Genomic DNA, 15,426 nt, shown 5'->3' with positions numbered 1-15,426 from the left:
CTGGCCTATCCCCGGGGCTCTTCTTCAACGGAACTTCATGGGATGACTGTGATGCCTACAGTGCTTCACGACGATGTTCTTCCTCGGGGCGGGCAGACCTGCTCGCGCACGTGAGGAGAACTGATGAAGCACCACATCCGCCGGCGTGCTCTCGCTGGAGTCATCGCCTTGACCAGTGCAACGGTCCTGATCGGGTGCAGCTCATCCGAGGGTCCCTCGGCCTCGGAGGACGCTGCGGCGATCAAGGACGGTGCACCTCCGGTGGGCTCGCCCGTGGAGGGGACGATCTGGGTTGCCAACGAGGAGGGCGGCAGCCTGAGTGCCATCGACGTCGCGACGAGCCGCGTGGTAGCGACGGTCGACGGTGTCGACAGTCCGCACAACGTCCAGGCCAGCCCGGATGGTGCGACGGTCTGGGCGGTGAGCGGCCACCGGAACGCCGTGGTCGCCCTCGACGCCGCGACGTTGGAACTCGTCGGCACGCAAGCCACTGGCGCGGGTCCAGCACACGTCGTGGTGAGCGCGGACGGGCAGAGGGCGTACGTGACCAACGCCGGCGACGGCACGCTCACCGCCTACCAGACATCAGACCTGGCATCGCTCGGATCGGTGAGGCTGAGCAATGGACCCCATGGACTTCGCGCAACGGCTGACGGGACGACGCTGGTCGTCGCCAACACGGCCGCAGGCGGCGTGGACGTGGTGGACGCTGCGACGTTGTCGGTCCGCGCCAGCATCCCGGTGGGCTCGTCTCCGGTTCAGGTAGCGGTGGACGGCGACGGCGAGTTCGCCTACGTGAGCCTCGCCGGCGAGAACGCCGTGGCGAAGGTCGACCTCGACGGGTTGAAGGTCGTGGCTACGGTCGCGGTCCCGAGTGCGCCTGTGCAGCTGTACCTGTCCGAGGACGGCACGACGTTGCTCTCGGCCGACCAGGGCACCGAGACGGCACCGGGGCGCACGCTGTCGGTGATCGATCCCTCCGAGATGACCGTGGTTGCGAGCATCGAGACGGGCGCAGGTCCCCATGGGGTGGTCATGGACCCGACGGGGGCCATGGCGTGGGTCACCAACATGTACGACGACACCGTCTCCGTGGTTGATCTCAGGACGAAGGAGATCGTGGCGACGGTGCCGGTGGGGGACAAGCCGAACGGCATCTCGTTCAGCGCGCTGTCCATTCCTGCGGCGTCGCCCACGCTCGCCGAGGTCGCCGTCCCGGACTACGCCGAGGCGGACGCGGGCGCCGAAGAGGGACACGAGGGGTCGCACGACCACGGGTGATCGCGGTCCCGAGCGTGGCGGGGACTCCCGGTGCGCGCCACGCTCATGGTCGGCTCTGGCGCCCCGAGCCCGAGGGGCTTTCGCGGGCCGAGCACGCTTAGGCGGCGCCACAGTGACGTGCGGTCGATGGCGTGCCTAGTATCGGGGCGCTCCCGACGTGGTCCAGAGTGGCCAGACGCGGACGCCGAGTCCTGCCACCGTCGAAGGTCCAGAGCTTCAGCGCGATGGCAGGAGTGGGGGAACCACGTTCTTCCGGGCACCGTGGCGGTGTCCTTGGGGTGAAGCCGGTCGCTCATCGACCGGCCGGGCTGCTCCGGCCCGAACCCGACAGCTCACCCCGCAGGCGGTAGGAGGGCTCCGCATGCCTGCAGGTCACACTCGCGCACGTCATCGCGCGCCCGGGCGCCCGACGACACCGGTGTCGATGGCCGCTTGCGTGGTCGCCGACAGGGCGGTGGCGACCGGCCGCCGCACCGCCGTGGCGGCCGCCTCGTCCGGCCTTGTCGTCTCGATGCTGGCCGCTCCGGCGTCGGCCGACAGCGGCACGCATGTGCCGGCCGTGGACACCAGCGCCCTGACTGCATCGGCGCGCGCAGCGCTGGCCACGTCGCCTGTGGTGTCGGTGCCCGCGGAAGCGACCTGGGCCTTCGACGTCCCGGCCATCACGGTTGTCGCGGACCCTCCGCCTCCGCCGTCAGCTCCTGAGCCGGAGCCGGAGCCCGCGCCCTCACGCAGCCAGGCACGTGAGGCAGCGCCGACCGCCGAAGAGGCGACCCCAGCGCCGATCGGCGCGCCGGCGCCGGCCAGCGCGAACGGCAGCGCGATCGTGGAGATCGCCGCTCAGTACGTGGGTGTTCCGTACCTGTGGGGTGGTACGACGCCGGACGGTTTCGACTGCTCGGGATTCACCTCCTACGTGTACGCGCAGGTCGGCATCACCCTGCCGCGGACGTCCTCCGCGCAGCGTGAGGCCGGGACCGTGGTGTCGGCTGATCAGGCGCAGCCTGGGGACCTCATCTGGACCCCGGGTCACATCTCGATCTACGCAGGCGGCAACCTGCAGATCGACGCTCCGGTACCCGGTAAGACGATCCAGATCCGCGAGATCTGGCAGTCCAACCCCACGTTCTTGCGCTTCTGACCGCTGCTGCGGTCGGGCACACCTCGGTCACCAGCTTCAGCGCCGCGCTGCTGTGTTCGAGTCGCTCGCCCGCCTGATCGCGATCACGTGCACCGTCCGCCCCTGCTAGACAGCGAAAGTGGTCTCCTTGGCTACGTTGCACGGTCGCCGGCCGCAGGCCTGCGCACGGATCGTCATGGCCGCGCTGGTCACCGCTGCGGTTGGCGGTTGCGCCGAGCCGGAACGGCTGCCGTCGGAGCCAACCATCCCGCCGTCGGCGTCCTCCGACCATCCGCACATCACCCGCGAGGACGCCGCGTCACCGCAGGCCGAGCAGCTGGAGCTGGACGGCGGTCTGCCGAGTGACCACGTGCATGGCGTAGCGGTCAATCCTGCCGACGGCCTCGTGTACCTGGCCACCCATGACGGTCTGTTCCGTTACGGGGCAGGCGGGCCTGAGCCCGTGGGCCCGGTCGTGGATCTCATGGGGTTCACGGTGGCCGGCCCGGACCACTTCTACGCCTCGGGACACCCGGGGCCGGGTGTGGACCTTCCTCAGCCTTTGGGCCTGGCGGAGTCCCGGGACGGCGGCCTGACGTGGACGCCGGTGTCACGGGGCGGGGAGTCGGATTTTCACGCCCTGACAGCCTCCGCCGCGGGAGTCCTTGGGTTCGACGGGTTCGCGCTGCGAGCCACCGGTGATGGGTTGACCTGGACCGAGGTGGAGACAGCCCCTGGGACCCCCTTCGCCATGGCGGCGTCTCCGACGGGCAGCGCGGTGCTGATCACGAGCGCGTCCGGGGTCTACCGGTCGCAGGACGGCGGCTCGTCGTGGGCACGACCCGCAGCACCTCTGCTGCAGTTCGTCGCGTTCGCCGACGAGAACGTCGCTGTCGGTGTGACTCCCCACGGCGAGGTCTCGCGCAGCGAGGATGCCGGGGCGACGTGGACCCGGACCGCGCAGCTCGGGGAACCCGCGATGGCGGTCGCCGCCACGCGGCGCGCCGACGGCTCGATCCACGTCGTCATGGTCACCGCGAACGGGCTGCTGGCCTCAGACGATGGCGGCGTGACGTTCGCGCCGTTGCTAGCGGCGTCCTGAGCCGCCCGGTCTCGACCGTTCCAGGCCCGCGTCCGACGACGACCGAGGCGGTCTTCATCGAGCCTTCATAGGACCTCGACCGCGCCTTGCGGCTGCCCCGGGGAGCCTGAGGCGGTGGGCGCCGCTGGCGCCCCCGGAGCGAGAGGAGCGGACCGATGCCGTGGTGCGTTGATCTAGGAGTCGGCGGGTGGCTGGTCCTCGCGTCGAGCCTGGCGGTGCTCGGCATGGCCGTCTGGGCGGTGACGCGATTGTTTCCCGCCGCACCTGAGCCGGACGCGGTGACCGTGCTCGATGCCCGGCTGGCCGCCGGGCAGATCGATGTGGACACCTACCGCAGGCTTCGCGCGGAGCTCGCTGGACCTCTGCCGGCGCGATCGGAAGGACTGCGATGAAGAGTCACCTCAAGGGGATGGTCGTCGCTGCTGCGGCGGTGCTGGTCGTGGCGCTGGCGGCTGGTGTGCGACCTGGCGCGGCGTTGCCGCTGGCAGCTGCGCTTGCGTGCCCGCTGATGATGATCGCCATGATGGTGTGGATGCACCGCCGCGGCCAGGCCGGGCAGCACCACCATGGCGCGCACGACATCACGGAGGGCGCGCCCGTGACGTCGCCGCCAGAACGCGGCGCTGCAAGCCCGCTGAGTTGAGCTCAGAGTGGCGGCACCGGGAGCGTGACGGTGAACGACGCGCCCGCCCCTGGGCCGTCGCTCGTCGCGGCGATGGTGCCGCCGTGGGCCTCGGTGAGCGCCTTGCAGATCGCCAGGCCGATGCCCGAACCACCGTGGGCACGGTCCCGCGCGGTATCGGCCCGGTAGAAGCGCTCGAACAGGTGCGGCAGGTGCTCCGGCCCGACGCCGGCTCCGGTGTCGGACACGCACAGGGCCACCCGCTGGTGATCGCCGGTCGCGCGAAGCGTGATCGTGCCTCCGGCCGGGGTGTGACGCACTGCGTTGGCAACCAGGTTGTCCAGCACCTGGCCCATGCGCTGGCGGTCCACACGGACGTGTCCCAGCTCGGGGTCGACCTGGACCCGCAGGCCGACCCCGGCGGCGGCCGCCCGCTCCCGCCAGGTGCCGGCGGTCGCGGCAAGCAACTCATCGGGCGTCAACGGTTCGAGTGCAAGTGCGACGTCACCGGCCTCGGCGTGGGTCACCGCGGCAAGGTCGCGCGCCAGCCGGGTCAGGCGCGCGGCCTGGTCACGCAGCACGGCCATCGTGGGCTCGTCCATCGGCTGCAGACCGTCTTCCACGGCCTCGAGGTACCCGGCGATGGTGGCGACGGGAGTGCGGACCTCGTGGGCGACGTCGGCCAGGAGCCGGGCCCGCAGCCGTTCGGCTTCTTGCAGCCGGGCGGCCATGGCGTTGAACGACTCGGCGAGCTCGTCGAACTCCGCGCCCAGGCCTGCAGCCGGGACGCGGGACTCGTACCGACCGGCGCCCAGGCGTGCCGCGGCGGTGGACACGGCGGCCAGGGACCGGCCGATGCGCCGCGCGAGCACCAGACTCACGGCGGCCGAGGCAACGGCGGCGGCGCCCAGGGCCAGAGCTAGGGAGACGGCACTGGCGTCGCGGAACGCCCGCTCGGCGTGCATGACGGCGTCGTCGTGGTCCTCCAGACCAGCGCGCACCATGTGCTCGTGGAACAGGCCTGGGCCAACGGCGGAGGCCACCAGCCACGCCGTCAGGGCAGCGGTCGCGAGCACGATGACGAGCGCGATGAGCAGGCGCCCGGCAAGGCCCCACCGGGCTCCCGTCGGAATCGGCTTCACTCCCCAGTCCCGATCCGGTACCCGACACCTCGCACCGTGCGCACGAACCTCTGTTGCTCGGCGCTGTCGCCGAGCTTCTGGCGCACATGCAGCACGTGCACGTCGACGAGGTGCTCATCTCCGACCCAGTTTGCTCCCCAGACCGCCTCGATGAGCGCGCGCCGGCTGAACACCCGTCCCGGGCCCGAGGCGAGCGCGGCCAGAACGTCGAACTCGGTGCGCGTCAACGGCACCGCTCCGCCGTCGAGGTGCACCTCCCGGGCGTCCAGGTCCATGCGCAGCGCCCCGATCTCCACGGCCGGACGTGAGGGCGGCGCGGCCGAGGAGGACTCCGGGCGGCGGGGCCGTCGCATCAGGACTGCGACCCTGGCCATGAGTTCTCGAGGGCTGAAGGGCTTGGTCATGTAGTCGTCGGCACCGACCGACAAGCCGATGAGGGTGTCGACCTCCTCGGCGCGGGCGGTCAGCATGATGACGTAGCAGTCCGAGAACGTGCGCAGCTGACGGCACACCTCGACCCCGTCCAGACCGGGGAGGCCCAGGTCCAGGACGACGACGTCGGGGTCCACCTCGCGAAGGACGCCGACGGCCTGTGCGCCGTCATGGATCACGCTCACCTCGAACCCGTCGCGCTCGAGGTATCCGGCCACCAGCCGGGCCAAGGCCTGCTCGTCGTCGACGACGACCGCGCGTCGCATGGGTCTCGTGGCGAGGGCAGTGGTGCTGGTCACGCCCCATTGTGTGCTGCCGTCGAGCACCTGGTGGGGACCTTCATCGAACCTTGATCCAAGGGCGACCGGTCGTTCGGTGCGGCACGTCGACGCTTCACACGTCCGATCCGCGACAGCCTGCAGGAGAACCCGTGTCCACCACCGAGAACGTCGACCCACCGGTCGTCACCGTCGTCCACGCTCCGGCGTGCCACTTCTGCCACGACGCCGAGGAGGCGCTCGCCGTCCTGGCCCGTGACTTCCCGCTGGTGGTCCGCAGTGTTGGCATCGACACCGACGAGGGCCGAGCGCTCGTGGCCGAGCACCGTCCGGCGATGAACCCGCTGGTGCTGGTGGACGGGAGCTTCTTCTCCGCCGGCCGGCTGCCACGCAAGAAGCTCACCAAGGCCCTGCAGCGCCGGCGCACGCTCGCGGTCGGTGCCTGAGATGGGCAGCGAGCTCCTGACGACGGGAAGCATCCTGGCGGCGTTCTTCGCCGGCGGGGTGGCCCTGTTCGCCCCGTGCTGCATCGTCTTCCTGGCGCCGTCCTACCTGGCCGGCGCTGTCAAGAACGCCCGATGGCGGCTGCTGCCGCTGACGTTCGTCTTCGCGGCGGGCCTGGCTGTGGTGCTGGTGCCGATCACCCTGGGGATGAGCCTGCTCGCCGGCGCGATCGCCCGGTACCACGCCCCGCTGTACTGGGCCGGTGGCCTGCTGATGATCGCCTTGGCGGCGCTGGCCCTGTCAGGCCGGATGTGGTCCCTGCCGTCGTTCCTGCGCGCCCCGGACACCACCGGTGGTGACACGGCGAGCTTCTTCTCCCTCGGAGTGTTCTCCGGGATCGCGTCCTCGTGCTGCGCACCGGTCCTGGCCGGGGTGATGACCCTCTCGGTCCTGTCCGGGTCGCCGATCGGGGGTCTGGCCCTCGGGCTGGCGTACGTGTTCGGGATGGTCTTCCCGCTGTTCGTCATGGCGCTCGTCTGGGACAAGGCGCGGCTGGGCGAGCGCAAGCTCCTGCAGGCCAAGACGGTCCGACTGCGCGTGGCGGGCCGCACGTTGATCACCAACACCCTCAACATCGCGGTCGCCGTCGGCTTCGCCGTGATGGGCGTGTTCGTCATCGCCCTCGCCGGCAGCAAGGACATGACCGGTGGGTCGGCGTTCCAGGACGCCGCGAGCCGCACGCTGACGGACGTGTTCGCCGCCGTTCAGGGCTTCCTGTCTCCAGTGCCCGAACCCATCCAGGGGTTGGCGCTGCTCGGGGTCGCCGCCGCGTTCATCTGGGTGACCCTCGCCGACCGCCGCCGCACCACCCAGCCGGCCGGCCCCGCACCGACCACCGCCGTCGACGACTCCGCGGCGGCGCCGAGCGACGGCCGAGCCGCACCCGTCCCGTCCTGCCACGCCGCTCCGACCACGGAAGAAGTGACCCGATGACCTCCGGAACCGCCACCCGCCGCCTCGCTGAACGCCAGCAGGTCCTCGCCGAGATCCAGCAGGCACAGACCGGCGCTGCCCAACGCCGCCAGCGCCTGAGCTGGGCCGCGTGGGGCGCGGCCGCACTGATCATCGGGGTCATCGTCGCCATCGCGCTGATCACCTCCCAGCCGACCACATCGACCGACGTCCGGGTAGCCCCGGACTTCACCCTGCCGGCCTCGGACGGCTCGAACGTCTCCCTGGCCGACTACCGCGGTGAGCCGGTCGTCCTGTACTTCAACGAGGGCGCCGGGTGCGACTCCTGCCTGCTGCAGATGGCCGAGATCGAGAAGGACCCCGCGTTCGCCGAGGCCGGCATCACCGTGCTGCCGATCGTGATGAACACCGCCGAGCAGATCAACGCCGATCGCGAGCGCCTCGGCGTCCAAGCGCCGTTCCTGCTCGACGACGGCACCGTCTCCGCCGCCTACGACACCCTCGGCAAGGGCATGCACGAAGGGCTCCCGGGGCACGGGTTCGTGCTGATCGACGCCGATGGCCAGCAGCTCTGGCACGGCAACTACCCCTCCATGTGGCTCGCCCCCGCCGACCTGCTCGAGGAGGTCACCAGCCGTCTCTGACCATCGACGCCCCCGATCTGACGCACGTCACGACATCACGAAGGAGATCCCGATGGGCTGCTGCCAGGACACCACGACGACCACCACGACCGAGAGCACCGAGACGACGGCCGGCGACGGCTGCTGCAGCGGCGGCTCTCAGGGCACGGAGACCTGCTGCGCGACCAGCAGCACCGCCTGACCGACCGCACACCGATCCTGGGAAGGAACCACCCTTGATGAGCACGACACGACGGCGCCTCGCCGCGACCACAGCAGCGCTGGCCCTGGTCGCCACCCTGGCCGCCTGCTCCACGGACGAACCAGCGGCGGCGCCCTCCGCGGCGCCAGAGTCCTCCAGCACCGACGTAGCCGAGGAGGCGACCGAGCACAACGCCGCGGACGTGGAGTTCGCGCAGATGATGATCGTCCACCACGAGGGAGCGCTCGAGATGGCCGAGCTCGCGGTCGAGCGCGCCTCCACCGAGGAGGTGCGCGCGCTGGCCGAGCGCATCGCCGCAGCGCAGGGCCCCGAGATCGAGCTCATGTCCGGCTGGTTGGAGGAGTGGGACGAGGAGCTGCCCGCAGAAGCTCAGCACGGCGGCATGGACCACGGCGGGATGGACATGGACGGCATGGACCAGGAGGCGGCGATGGCTACCCTGGCCGAGCTCGAAGGGGTCGAGTTCGACCGGACGTTCCTCGAGCTCATGGTCGCCCACCACCGCGGAGCCATGGAGATGGCCCAGACCCATATCGGCGAGGGTGAAGACCCCGACGCCCTGGCGCTCGCCCGGACGATCCGGGACGACCAGAACACCGAGGTCACCGAGATGGAGAGCATGCTCCGCGACCTGTGAGCAGTGGTCGCGCCGGGCCGGCCCCAGGACGGCCCGGCGCGACCACCTCACGTGTCGTACTATCTTCGCATGCGTGAAGATAGCTTTCGCCCGCCGCTCGACGCGGACGAAGCCGAGCTGGCGGCCGAGGTGTTCCGGATGCTCGCGGACCCCACGAGGGTGCGACTGCTGTGGGCGCTCGTGGGACGCGAGATGTCCGTCAACGAGCTCATCGCCCACGTCGGGAAGCCAGGACCGACGGTCTCCCAGCACCTGGCCAAGCTCCGCCTGGCGCACCTGGTGCAGACCCGCAAGGTCGGCACGAGCGTGTACTACCGGCTGGCGAACGACCACGTCGAGCAGCTCGTCACGGACGCCGTCCACAACGCCGAGCATCTCTCCTCGGACACCCCCGCCCACCACCGCCCCCGCCTGCTCAGGAGCTCCGAGGCATGACCGACCCCAGCCGGCGCGCACCGAAGCGGCACCCCGAGCATGACCACGACCAGCCGGGCGACCACGGGCACGATCACGACCAGGGCCCCGATCACGACCACGGTCATGGCCACCACCGCGGGCACGACCACGGGCACGGGCACGACCACGACCACCCCGGCGGCCTACGCGGACTGCTCGTCGGATTCTTCTCCCCGCACTCCCACGACCCGGCGGACTCCATCGACGACGCCCTGGAGAGCAGCGCCGCCGGGATCCGCGCCGTCAAGATCAGCCTCGTGGCGCTGGGCGTGACCGCCTTGGCCCAGCTGGCCGTCGTCGCGATCTCGGGCTCGGTCGCCCTGCTGGCCGACACCGTCCACAACGCCTCCGACGCCCTCACGGCGCTCCCCCTGTGGCTCGCGTTCGTCCTGGGCCGCCGCGCGGCGACCACCCGATACACCTACGGGTACGGGCGAGCGGAGGACCTGGCGGGGCTGTTCATCGTCGCGATGATCGCCCTGTCCGCCGTCGTCGCCGGGGTCGAGTCGGTGCGCCGGCTGGTCGACCCGATGCCGCTCGACAACGTGTGGTGGGTCGCGGCCGCCGGCCTGGTCGGCTTCGCGGGCAACGAGGCCGTGGCCGTCTACCGGATCCGCATCGGGCGGAGGATCGGGTCGGCCGCCCTCGTCGCCGACGGCGTCCACGCCCGCACCGACGGCCTGACCTCCCTCGCCGTGCTCGCCGGCGCCCTCGGCGTGGCCGCGGGCTTTCCCTCGCCGACCCCCTCGTCGGGCTGCTCATCACCGCGATGATCCTGGCCCTCCTTCGCGGCACCGTGCGCGACGTCGTGGGCCGCCTGATGGACGGCGTCGAGCCGGCACTCGTCGAACGAGCCACCAGGGCCGTCGCCGACACCCCGGACGTGCTGGGCGTGCCGCGGCTGCAGGCCCGCTGGATCGGGCACCGCCTGCACGTCGACGCCACCGTCAGGGTGGACCCGAGTGCGGACCTGGCCGCCGCCACGCTTGTGGCAGCCCACGCCGAGGTACGAACTCGGGAACAGGTGCCCAACGTCGGCTCCGTCGTCGTCGTCCCGACTCCCGCATGAGCAGCGACGCACCTGCCGGTCCGCGGAGCGCCTCGAAGGTTGCAAGGTCGCTGCCAGGGCTGACGGCGTGCTCGCTGTGCGCCGGGGAGACCCTCGCCGAGACTGACCCGCTACCCGGCGGGCAGGCCGAACGGCTCCGTCGCCTCTCCCGCGACCGTGTGGCGCGTCTGACCTTCGTCGAGTGCCTGGACGAGTGCGAGCGCGGCGACGTCGTCGTGGCGAGACCGGCCGCGGCGTGCCGTCGCGCCGGCGCGCGATCGGTGTGGTTCGAACGCCTCGCCGGGGACGAGGCGACCGCCGAGCTCGGGGATTGGCTGCGTTCCGGCGGTCCCGGCGCCACTGGGCTGCCCGACGGGCTCGCCGGCCACGTCATCGAGCGTTCCGACACGGTTTCCGACGGCCCCGCGGCGTAGCCCTGCCCGCCCTGCACACGGCTCGTCGCGTCCGAGCCGCGCGCACCTTCATCGAACCTTCATGGCCACCGGCGCCGTCTCGCCGCGCGCGCGTGCAGGCCTCTCCTTAGCGTCGAAAAGGTCCCCACGGCGCGCGCGATCGTCGCTCGCCGCACGTTCTTGGCCCAGGAGGAACGACATGAAGACCACGCAGATGATCGAGACCTACCCCGCCACCATCAACCTCGACCGTCAGCTGCTGGCGCGAGTGATCGACACCCTGGTCGCCTGCTCGCAGGCGTGCACCGCCTGTGCCGACGCGTGCCTGAGCGAAGAGATGGTCGCCGAGCTGCGCACGTGCATCCGGACCAACCTCGACTGCGCGGACAGCTGCCAGACCACCGCACGCATCCTGTCCCGCCACACCGGCTACGACGCGAACATCACCCGGGCCCACCTCGAGGCCTGCATCGCCGCGTGCCGGGCCTGCGGTGACGAGTGCGAGCAGCACGCGGACATGCACGAGCACTGCCGCATCTGCGCCGAGGCGTGCCGGGACTGCGAGACCGCCTGCGCCGAGCTCCTCGCCGCCATCCGCTGAAATCCACCGGTAGCAGCGACAAGGAGACAGCCGATGTCCATGCACCATGAGCACGACCGCGACCCGGCGGAGAGCCAGCACGACAGCCACAGCGCCCAGCACGGCGACGACCACCACGGCGGCGGGCAGGGGCACCAGATGAAGGGCATGTACCTGCGGTTCGCCGCCATGATCCTCACAGCCATGGTCGTCATGTACTTCGTCATGTTCGTCGGCTCGTGGGAGCTCGACCACGTCCGCTTCAGCCAGAGCCGCGTCTTCATGGCGGTGACCATGGGCGGCACGATGGGGCTGATCATGCTCGCCTGGATGCTGAACATGTACAAGAGCGCGAAGGCGAACATCGCCGTGGTCGCCGTAAGCGTGCTGCTCCTCGCAGGCGGCGTCGTCCTCGATCGCAGTCAGGTCACGGTCGGCGACACCGCGTTCATGCGCGCGATGATCCCGCACCACTCCCTGGCCATCACCCGCTCCGAGCGGGCGCAGATCGACGACGTGCGGGTGTGCGAGCTCGCCGTCGAGATCAGCGAGGCGCAGAAGCGGGAGATCGCCGAGATGGACTGGCTCATCGAGGACATCGAGCGCAACGGCATCGCGGAGACGGCGGCCGAGGCGGACGCGCGCCCCGTACCGGACTTCGAGGGCACAGCGTTGCGGTCGTGCCCGACCGACTGAGCTTCCCGCCCGCATCCCTGTGCGGCGCCGTGGCGTCCCGAGCCCTGGGGAATACCGATCGAAGGTCTCTCGTTGCGGCCAGCAAGGTACCCCCGGGGTATAGTTAGCCGATCACGGCGGGCGCACAGGTCGAGGAGAGAGCCATGAGCAACGCGCACCAGGGCCATCACGTGCCCGACGCAGGTCGCAGCCACGCGGACGCCCGGCACGATCCGTCGGTCGGGGACGCCGGACCGCGGGCCCATGACCGCCACGGCGGGCACGACGCCGGCCAGATGGAGCACGAGGGCCACCACATGCCCATGGACGTGGAGGCGCACGATGCGGGGAGCCGGCCTTCCGCCGGCGGCCACGGCGGGCACATGGGCGCCGACGGCGGGCACGGGGCGCACAGCGGCAGCGACCACGTCGCACTGTTCCGGCGCCTGTTCTGGATCAACCTCGCCCTGGCCGCGCCGACGGTCCTGCTCAGCGGCATGTTCGCCGACCTGCTGGGGTACTCCATCCCTGACGTCCCCGGGATCACCTGGGTCGCGCCGATCCTCGGCTCGGTCATCTACCTGTGGGGTGGACGTCCGTTCCTCACCGGGGCGATCGCCGAGGTCCGGGCTCGCAAGCCCGGGATGATGCTGCTGATCGGGATGGCGATCACGGTCGCGTTCGTCGCGTCGTGGGGCGCGACCCTCGGGTTGCTCTCGCATGAGCTGGACTTCTGGTGGGAGCTTGCTCTCCTGGTCGTGATCATGCTGCTCGGCCACTGGCTCGAGATGCGCTCCCTGGCGCAGACGTCAACCGCCCTCGACTCCCTCGCGGCGCTGCTGCCCGACGAGGCGGAGAAGGTCGACGGCGACTCCGTCGTCACGGTGTCGCCGTCCTCACTCGTCCTTGGGGACGTCGTCATCGTCCGCCCGGGTGGCCGGGTTCCGGCCGACGGCCAGGTCGTCGACGGCTCCGCCGAGGTCGACGAGTCGATGATCACCGGCGAGTCGCGGCCGGTCCGCCGGACCATCGGCGACCAGGTCGTCGCCGGAACCGTCTCGACCGACAGCGCCCTGCGCGTGAAGGTCGACGCCGTCGGTGACTCCACCGTGCTGGCCGGGATTCGGCGTCTGGTCGCGCAGGCGCAGTCGTCCACGACGCGCGCGCAGCTGCTGGCCGACCGCGCCGCCGGCTGGCTGTTCTGGTTCGCGCTGGTCGCCGCCGTCATCACGGTCACGATCTGGAGCGTCGTCGGGACACCCGACTTCGCGATCGTCCGCGCCATCACCGTGCTCGTGATCGCCTGCCCGCACGCCCTCGGGCTGGCCATCCCGCTCGTCGTGTCCATCTCCACCGAACGGGCGGCCCGAGGTGGCGTCCTGATCAAGGACCGCGCCGCGCTCGAACGGATGCGCGTGGTCGACACCGTCCTGTTCGACAAGACCGGCACCCTCACCAAGGGCGAGCCGGCCCTGCACGACGTCGTCACGACCGGGATCGGCGAGGAGGAGCTCCTTCGTCTTGCCGCGGCGGCGGAGGCCGACAGCGAGCACCCCCTCGCGCGAGCGATCACCGCAGCCGCACACCACCGAGGCCTCACCGTGCCTCGTGCCGACGACTTCCGGGCGTCGACGGCGGTCGGCGTCTCCGCCACGGTGCAGGGACGCCGGGTCGCTGTCGGCGGACCGAACCTCCTGACCGAGCACGGGCTCGGCCCCCTGCCGGAGACTCAGCCCTGGTCCGATCGCGGGCAGATCGTGCTGCACGTACTCCTCGACGGCCAGGTCGCCGGCGCCCTGGGGCTCGCCGACGAGGTCCGGCACGAGTCCCGAGAAGCCGTCGATGCCCTCCACGCTCTCGGCATCCGCGTCGTGATGATCACCGGCGACGCGGAGCCGGTGGCCAAGGCCGTGGGCGCTGAGCTCGGCATCGACCAGGTCTTCGCCGGCGTGCGCCCGGAGGACAAGAGCAGCAAGGTGGCCTCCCTGCAGGGCGCCGGGCGGACCGTCGCGATGGTCGGTGACGGCGTCAACGACGCACCCGCCCTCGCGCAGGCCGACGTCGGCGTCGCCATCGGCGCAGGCACGGACGTCGCGATCGCCTCCGCGGGTGTCATCCTCGCCTCTGACGACCCCCGGTCGGTCCTGTCCGTCATCCAGCTCTCGCGTGCGGGCTACCGGAAGATGACGCAGAACCTGTGGTGGGCCGCCGGCTACAACATCGCAGCCGTCCCACTCGCAGCCGGTGTTCTCGCCCCGGTGGGCTTCGTGCTGCCGATGGAGATCGGCGCGATCCTGATGTCCCTGTCCACGGTGGTCGTTGCCGCGAACGCCCAGCTCCTGCGGCGTCTCGACCTGAGCCCGGAGGCCTCGACAGCCGCAGCACAGGGGGCCAAGCGTGTCGGACCGCCGTCCCGGACCGCGGTGCCGGCTGCCTGAGCAGACGACCCTTCATCGGATCTTCATTGCCGACGGGACTTCAGTCGACGGAGTTGCGCGAGATCGTGAGCGAGGATCTCCACATGCGCTCTCGGTTCCACCTTGCCACCGTCCTCGTCGCCAGCGCCGCTCTGCTCGCCGGCTGCTCCGCCACGACGTCGGACGACGACGTACTCACCGACCTCGGTCTCGACGGCTTGACCGGTCAGGAGATTGTCACGCAGCTCGACGCCTCCGCCGAGAGCCGGCCGCTGGACTTCACCGCATCGGTGCGCGAGGACGAGGTGCTCGTCGGCGACGGTACCACGGAGGTCGCCGTCCCGCTCGACGACGGCCAGTTCTACCTGTCGATCGCGCCGTACATCGAGAGCACGCACGAGTGCTTCTTCCACAGCCTCGCCGGCTGCCAGGGCGAGCTCGTCGAGGAGCCGGTGGAGGTGAGAATCACCGACGCGGACGGTGCCGTCCTCGTCGAGGAGAGCGCCACGACGTACTCCAACGGGTTCGTCGGCTACTGGCTCCCTGAGGACGTTGAGGGCACGGTGGAGATCACGCAGGGCGACCTGAGTGGCAGCGTCCCGTTCAGCACGACGGAGGGCAGCCCGACCTGCCTGACGACGCTCCAACTCACCTGACCTCAGGGACGGTCGCTGTGAGCCGGGCGATGTAGGCGTCGAGTGCCCCTACCGGGATCTTGTGCAGCCGTCCGACGTGGACCGACGTGATCTCGCCGGCGGCGAGCAGGTCGTACATGAGCGTGCGGCCGATCCCGAGCCGCCGAGCAGCCTCGACGACGCTCAAGAGCAGCCTGTCGTCGTTCTCGACCACGACGTTGAGGACGCGGTCCTCACGGACGCCGCGGTCGGTGGTGATGTGCACCTGAGCTGTCGCGGACATGCCCCACCTCCGAGTGGATGTTGGGGCACCACTCTCCGGGCAT

18 protein-coding genes, 1 pseudogene and 1 riboswitch are annotated in these 15,426 nt (G+C 70.9%); of the genes and pseudogenes, 16 read left to right on the top strand and 3 right to left on the bottom strand.

What is annotated here, in order from left to right; translation table 11 throughout:
* Positions 1-123: 123 nt before the first annotated feature.
* From REH70_RS02495 to REH70_RS02475, 5 genes are all read left to right on the top strand, one after another.
* Positions 124-1,281: a YncE family protein gene (locus REH70_RS02495; protein WP_310751861.1), complete on the top strand. Its 1,158-nt coding sequence runs from the start codon at positions 124-126 to the stop codon at positions 1,279-1,281.
* A gap of 182 nt (positions 1,282-1,463) precedes the next feature.
* Positions 1,464-1,630, top strand: a riboswitch (cyclic di-AMP (ydaO/yuaA leader).
* Between the two features lie 105 nt (positions 1,631-1,735).
* Positions 1,736-2,422 (top strand): C40 family peptidase, encoded by a 687-nt coding sequence (locus tag REH70_RS02490; RefSeq protein WP_310751858.1) that lies wholly within the window; start codon positions 1,736-1,738, stop codon positions 2,420-2,422.
* A 175-nt stretch (positions 2,423-2,597) separates the two neighbouring features.
* Positions 2,598-3,503: a F510_1955 family glycosylhydrolase gene (locus REH70_RS02485; RefSeq protein ID WP_310751855.1), complete on the top strand. Its 906-nt coding sequence runs from the start codon at positions 2,598-2,600 to the stop codon at positions 3,501-3,503.
* Between the two features lie 155 nt (positions 3,504-3,658).
* A complete protein-coding gene (locus tag REH70_RS02480) occupies positions 3,659-3,895 on the top strand; it encodes a hypothetical protein (RefSeq protein WP_310751852.1) in 237 nt (78 codons plus the stop codon).
* Positions 3,892-4,146 carry a hypothetical protein gene (locus REH70_RS02475; protein WP_310751848.1) on the top strand — a complete coding sequence of 85 codons (255 nt, stop codon included), beginning with the start codon at positions 3,892-3,894 and terminating at the stop codon, positions 4,144-4,146. Before REH70_RS02480 ends, REH70_RS02475 begins: the two co-directional genes overlap by 4 nt.
* 2 nt (positions 4,147-4,148) lie before the next feature.
* Here the strand turns inward: REH70_RS02475 and REH70_RS02470 are convergent, their stop codons facing one another.
* Entirely contained in the window at positions 4,149-5,267 is a 1,119-nt protein-coding gene (locus tag REH70_RS02470; RefSeq protein WP_310751845.1) for an ATP-binding protein, read from the bottom strand.
* Positions 5,264-5,965: a response regulator transcription factor gene (locus REH70_RS02465; protein WP_310754106.1), complete on the bottom strand. Its 702-nt coding sequence runs from the start codon at positions 5,963-5,965 to the stop codon at positions 5,264-5,266. The genes REH70_RS02470 and REH70_RS02465 overlap by 4 nt, the downstream gene beginning before the upstream one ends.
* Positions 5,966-6,129: 164 nt before the next feature.
* Here REH70_RS02465 and REH70_RS02460 point away from each other — a divergent pair, with 164 nt between their 5' ends.
* From REH70_RS02460 to REH70_RS02410, 11 genes and pseudogenes are all read left to right on the top strand, one after another.
* Entirely contained in the window at positions 6,130-6,423 is a 294-nt protein-coding gene (locus REH70_RS02460; protein WP_310751842.1) for a glutaredoxin, read from the top strand.
* Position 6,424: 1 nt separating this feature from the next.
* Positions 6,425-7,414, top strand: a complete 990-nt coding sequence (locus tag REH70_RS02455) for a cytochrome c biogenesis CcdA family protein (RefSeq protein ID WP_310751839.1) — start codon at positions 6,425-6,427, stop codon at positions 7,412-7,414.
* Complete coding sequence (locus REH70_RS02450; protein ID WP_310751836.1) at positions 7,411-8,037, top strand: peroxiredoxin family protein; 627 nt, start codon at positions 7,411-7,413, stop codon at positions 8,035-8,037. Before REH70_RS02455 ends, REH70_RS02450 begins: the two co-directional genes overlap by 4 nt.
* 218 nt (positions 8,038-8,255) lie before the next feature.
* On the top strand, positions 8,256-8,876 hold the full coding sequence (locus tag REH70_RS02445; RefSeq protein ID WP_310751833.1) for a DUF305 domain-containing protein: 621 nt from the start codon (positions 8,256-8,258) through the stop codon (positions 8,874-8,876).
* 69 nt (positions 8,877-8,945) lie between these two features.
* Positions 8,946-9,311, top strand: coding sequence for a metalloregulator ArsR/SmtB family transcription factor (locus tag REH70_RS02440; protein WP_310751830.1), 366 nt, complete (start codon positions 8,946-8,948; stop codon positions 9,309-9,311).
* Positions 9,308-10,401 (top strand): annotated as a pseudogene (locus REH70_RS02435) (cation diffusion facilitator family transporter). Before REH70_RS02440 ends, REH70_RS02435 begins: the two are co-directional and overlap by 4 nt.
* Complete coding sequence (locus REH70_RS02430) at positions 10,398-10,814, top strand: hypothetical protein (RefSeq protein ID WP_310751827.1); 417 nt, start codon at positions 10,398-10,400, stop codon at positions 10,812-10,814. Before REH70_RS02435 ends, REH70_RS02430 begins: the two are co-directional and overlap by 4 nt.
* Positions 10,815-10,992: 178 nt before the next feature.
* Positions 10,993-11,394: a four-helix bundle copper-binding protein gene (locus REH70_RS02425; RefSeq protein WP_310751824.1), complete on the top strand. Its 402-nt coding sequence runs from the start codon at positions 10,993-10,995 to the stop codon at positions 11,392-11,394.
* A 33-nt stretch (positions 11,395-11,427) separates the two neighbouring features.
* Positions 11,428-12,069, top strand: a complete 642-nt coding sequence (locus tag REH70_RS02420) for a DUF305 domain-containing protein (protein WP_310751822.1) — start codon at positions 11,428-11,430, stop codon at positions 12,067-12,069.
* 143 nt (positions 12,070-12,212) lie between these two features.
* The gene (locus REH70_RS02415; protein ID WP_396134642.1) at positions 12,213-14,486 is read left to right on the top strand and encodes a heavy metal translocating P-type ATPase; all 2,274 of its coding nucleotides are present in this window, start codon (positions 12,213-12,215) and stop codon (positions 14,484-14,486) included.
* An 83-nt stretch (positions 14,487-14,569) separates the two neighbouring features.
* The gene (locus REH70_RS02410) at positions 14,570-15,121 is read left to right on the top strand and encodes a CueP family metal-binding protein (protein WP_310751819.1); all 552 of its coding nucleotides are present in this window, start codon (positions 14,570-14,572) and stop codon (positions 15,119-15,121) included.
* Here the strand turns inward: REH70_RS02410 and REH70_RS02405 are convergent.
* A complete protein-coding gene (locus REH70_RS02405) occupies positions 15,114-15,383 on the bottom strand; it encodes a helix-turn-helix domain-containing protein (RefSeq protein WP_310751816.1) in 270 nt (89 codons plus the stop codon). The genes REH70_RS02410 and REH70_RS02405 overlap by 8 nt on opposite strands.
* Positions 15,384-15,426: the final 43 nt, after the last annotated feature.

Source organism: Cellulomonas sp. ATA003 (genome assembly GCF_031582905.1).
In the GTDB taxonomy this organism is placed as follows: domain Bacteria; phylum Actinomycetota; class Actinomycetes; order Actinomycetales; family Cellulomonadaceae; genus Pengzhenrongella.
This window is presented reverse-complemented; position numbering and strand designations above follow the sequence as displayed.

What these genes read in the sequence shown, in the direction of transcription:
- REH70_RS02495 (WP_310751861.1), top strand. Translation starts at nt 124, where the DNA reads ATGAAGCACCACATCCGCCGGCGTGCTCTCGCTGGAGTCATCGCCTTG.
- REH70_RS02485 (WP_310751855.1), top strand. Translation starts at nt 2,598, where the DNA reads ATGGCCGCGCTGGTCACCGCTGCGGTTGGCGGTTGCGCCGAGCCGGAA.
- REH70_RS02480 (WP_310751852.1), top strand. Translation starts at nt 3,659, where the DNA reads ATGCCGTGGTGCGTTGATCTAGGAGTCGGCGGGTGGCTGGTCCTCGCG.
- REH70_RS02475 (WP_310751848.1), top strand. Translation starts at nt 3,892, where the DNA reads ATGAAGAGTCACCTCAAGGGGATGGTCGTCGCTGCTGCGGCGGTGCTG.
- REH70_RS02465 (WP_310754106.1), bottom strand. Translation starts at nt 5,965, where the DNA reads ATGCGACGCGCGGTCGTCGTCGACGACGAGCAGGCCTTGGCCCGGCTG.
- REH70_RS02455 (WP_310751839.1), top strand. Translation starts at nt 6,425, where the DNA reads ATGGGCAGCGAGCTCCTGACGACGGGAAGCATCCTGGCGGCGTTCTTC.
- REH70_RS02450 (WP_310751836.1), top strand. Translation starts at nt 7,411, where the DNA reads ATGACCTCCGGAACCGCCACCCGCCGCCTCGCTGAACGCCAGCAGGTC.
- REH70_RS02445 (WP_310751833.1), top strand. Translation starts at nt 8,256, where the DNA reads ATGAGCACGACACGACGGCGCCTCGCCGCGACCACAGCAGCGCTGGCC.
- REH70_RS02440 (WP_310751830.1), top strand. Translation starts at nt 8,946, where the DNA reads ATGCGTGAAGATAGCTTTCGCCCGCCGCTCGACGCGGACGAAGCCGAG.
- REH70_RS02430 (WP_310751827.1), top strand. Translation starts at nt 10,398, where the DNA reads ATGAGCAGCGACGCACCTGCCGGTCCGCGGAGCGCCTCGAAGGTTGCA.
- REH70_RS02425 (WP_310751824.1), top strand. Translation starts at nt 10,993, where the DNA reads ATGAAGACCACGCAGATGATCGAGACCTACCCCGCCACCATCAACCTC.
- REH70_RS02420 (WP_310751822.1), top strand. Translation starts at nt 11,428, where the DNA reads ATGTCCATGCACCATGAGCACGACCGCGACCCGGCGGAGAGCCAGCAC.
- REH70_RS02415 (WP_396134642.1), top strand. Translation starts at nt 12,213, where the DNA reads ATGAGCAACGCGCACCAGGGCCATCACGTGCCCGACGCAGGTCGCAGC.
- REH70_RS02410 (WP_310751819.1), top strand. Translation starts at nt 14,570, where the DNA reads ATGCGCTCTCGGTTCCACCTTGCCACCGTCCTCGTCGCCAGCGCCGCT.
- REH70_RS02405 (WP_310751816.1), bottom strand. Translation starts at nt 15,383, where the DNA reads ATGTCCGCGACAGCTCAGGTGCACATCACCACCGACCGCGGCGTCCGT.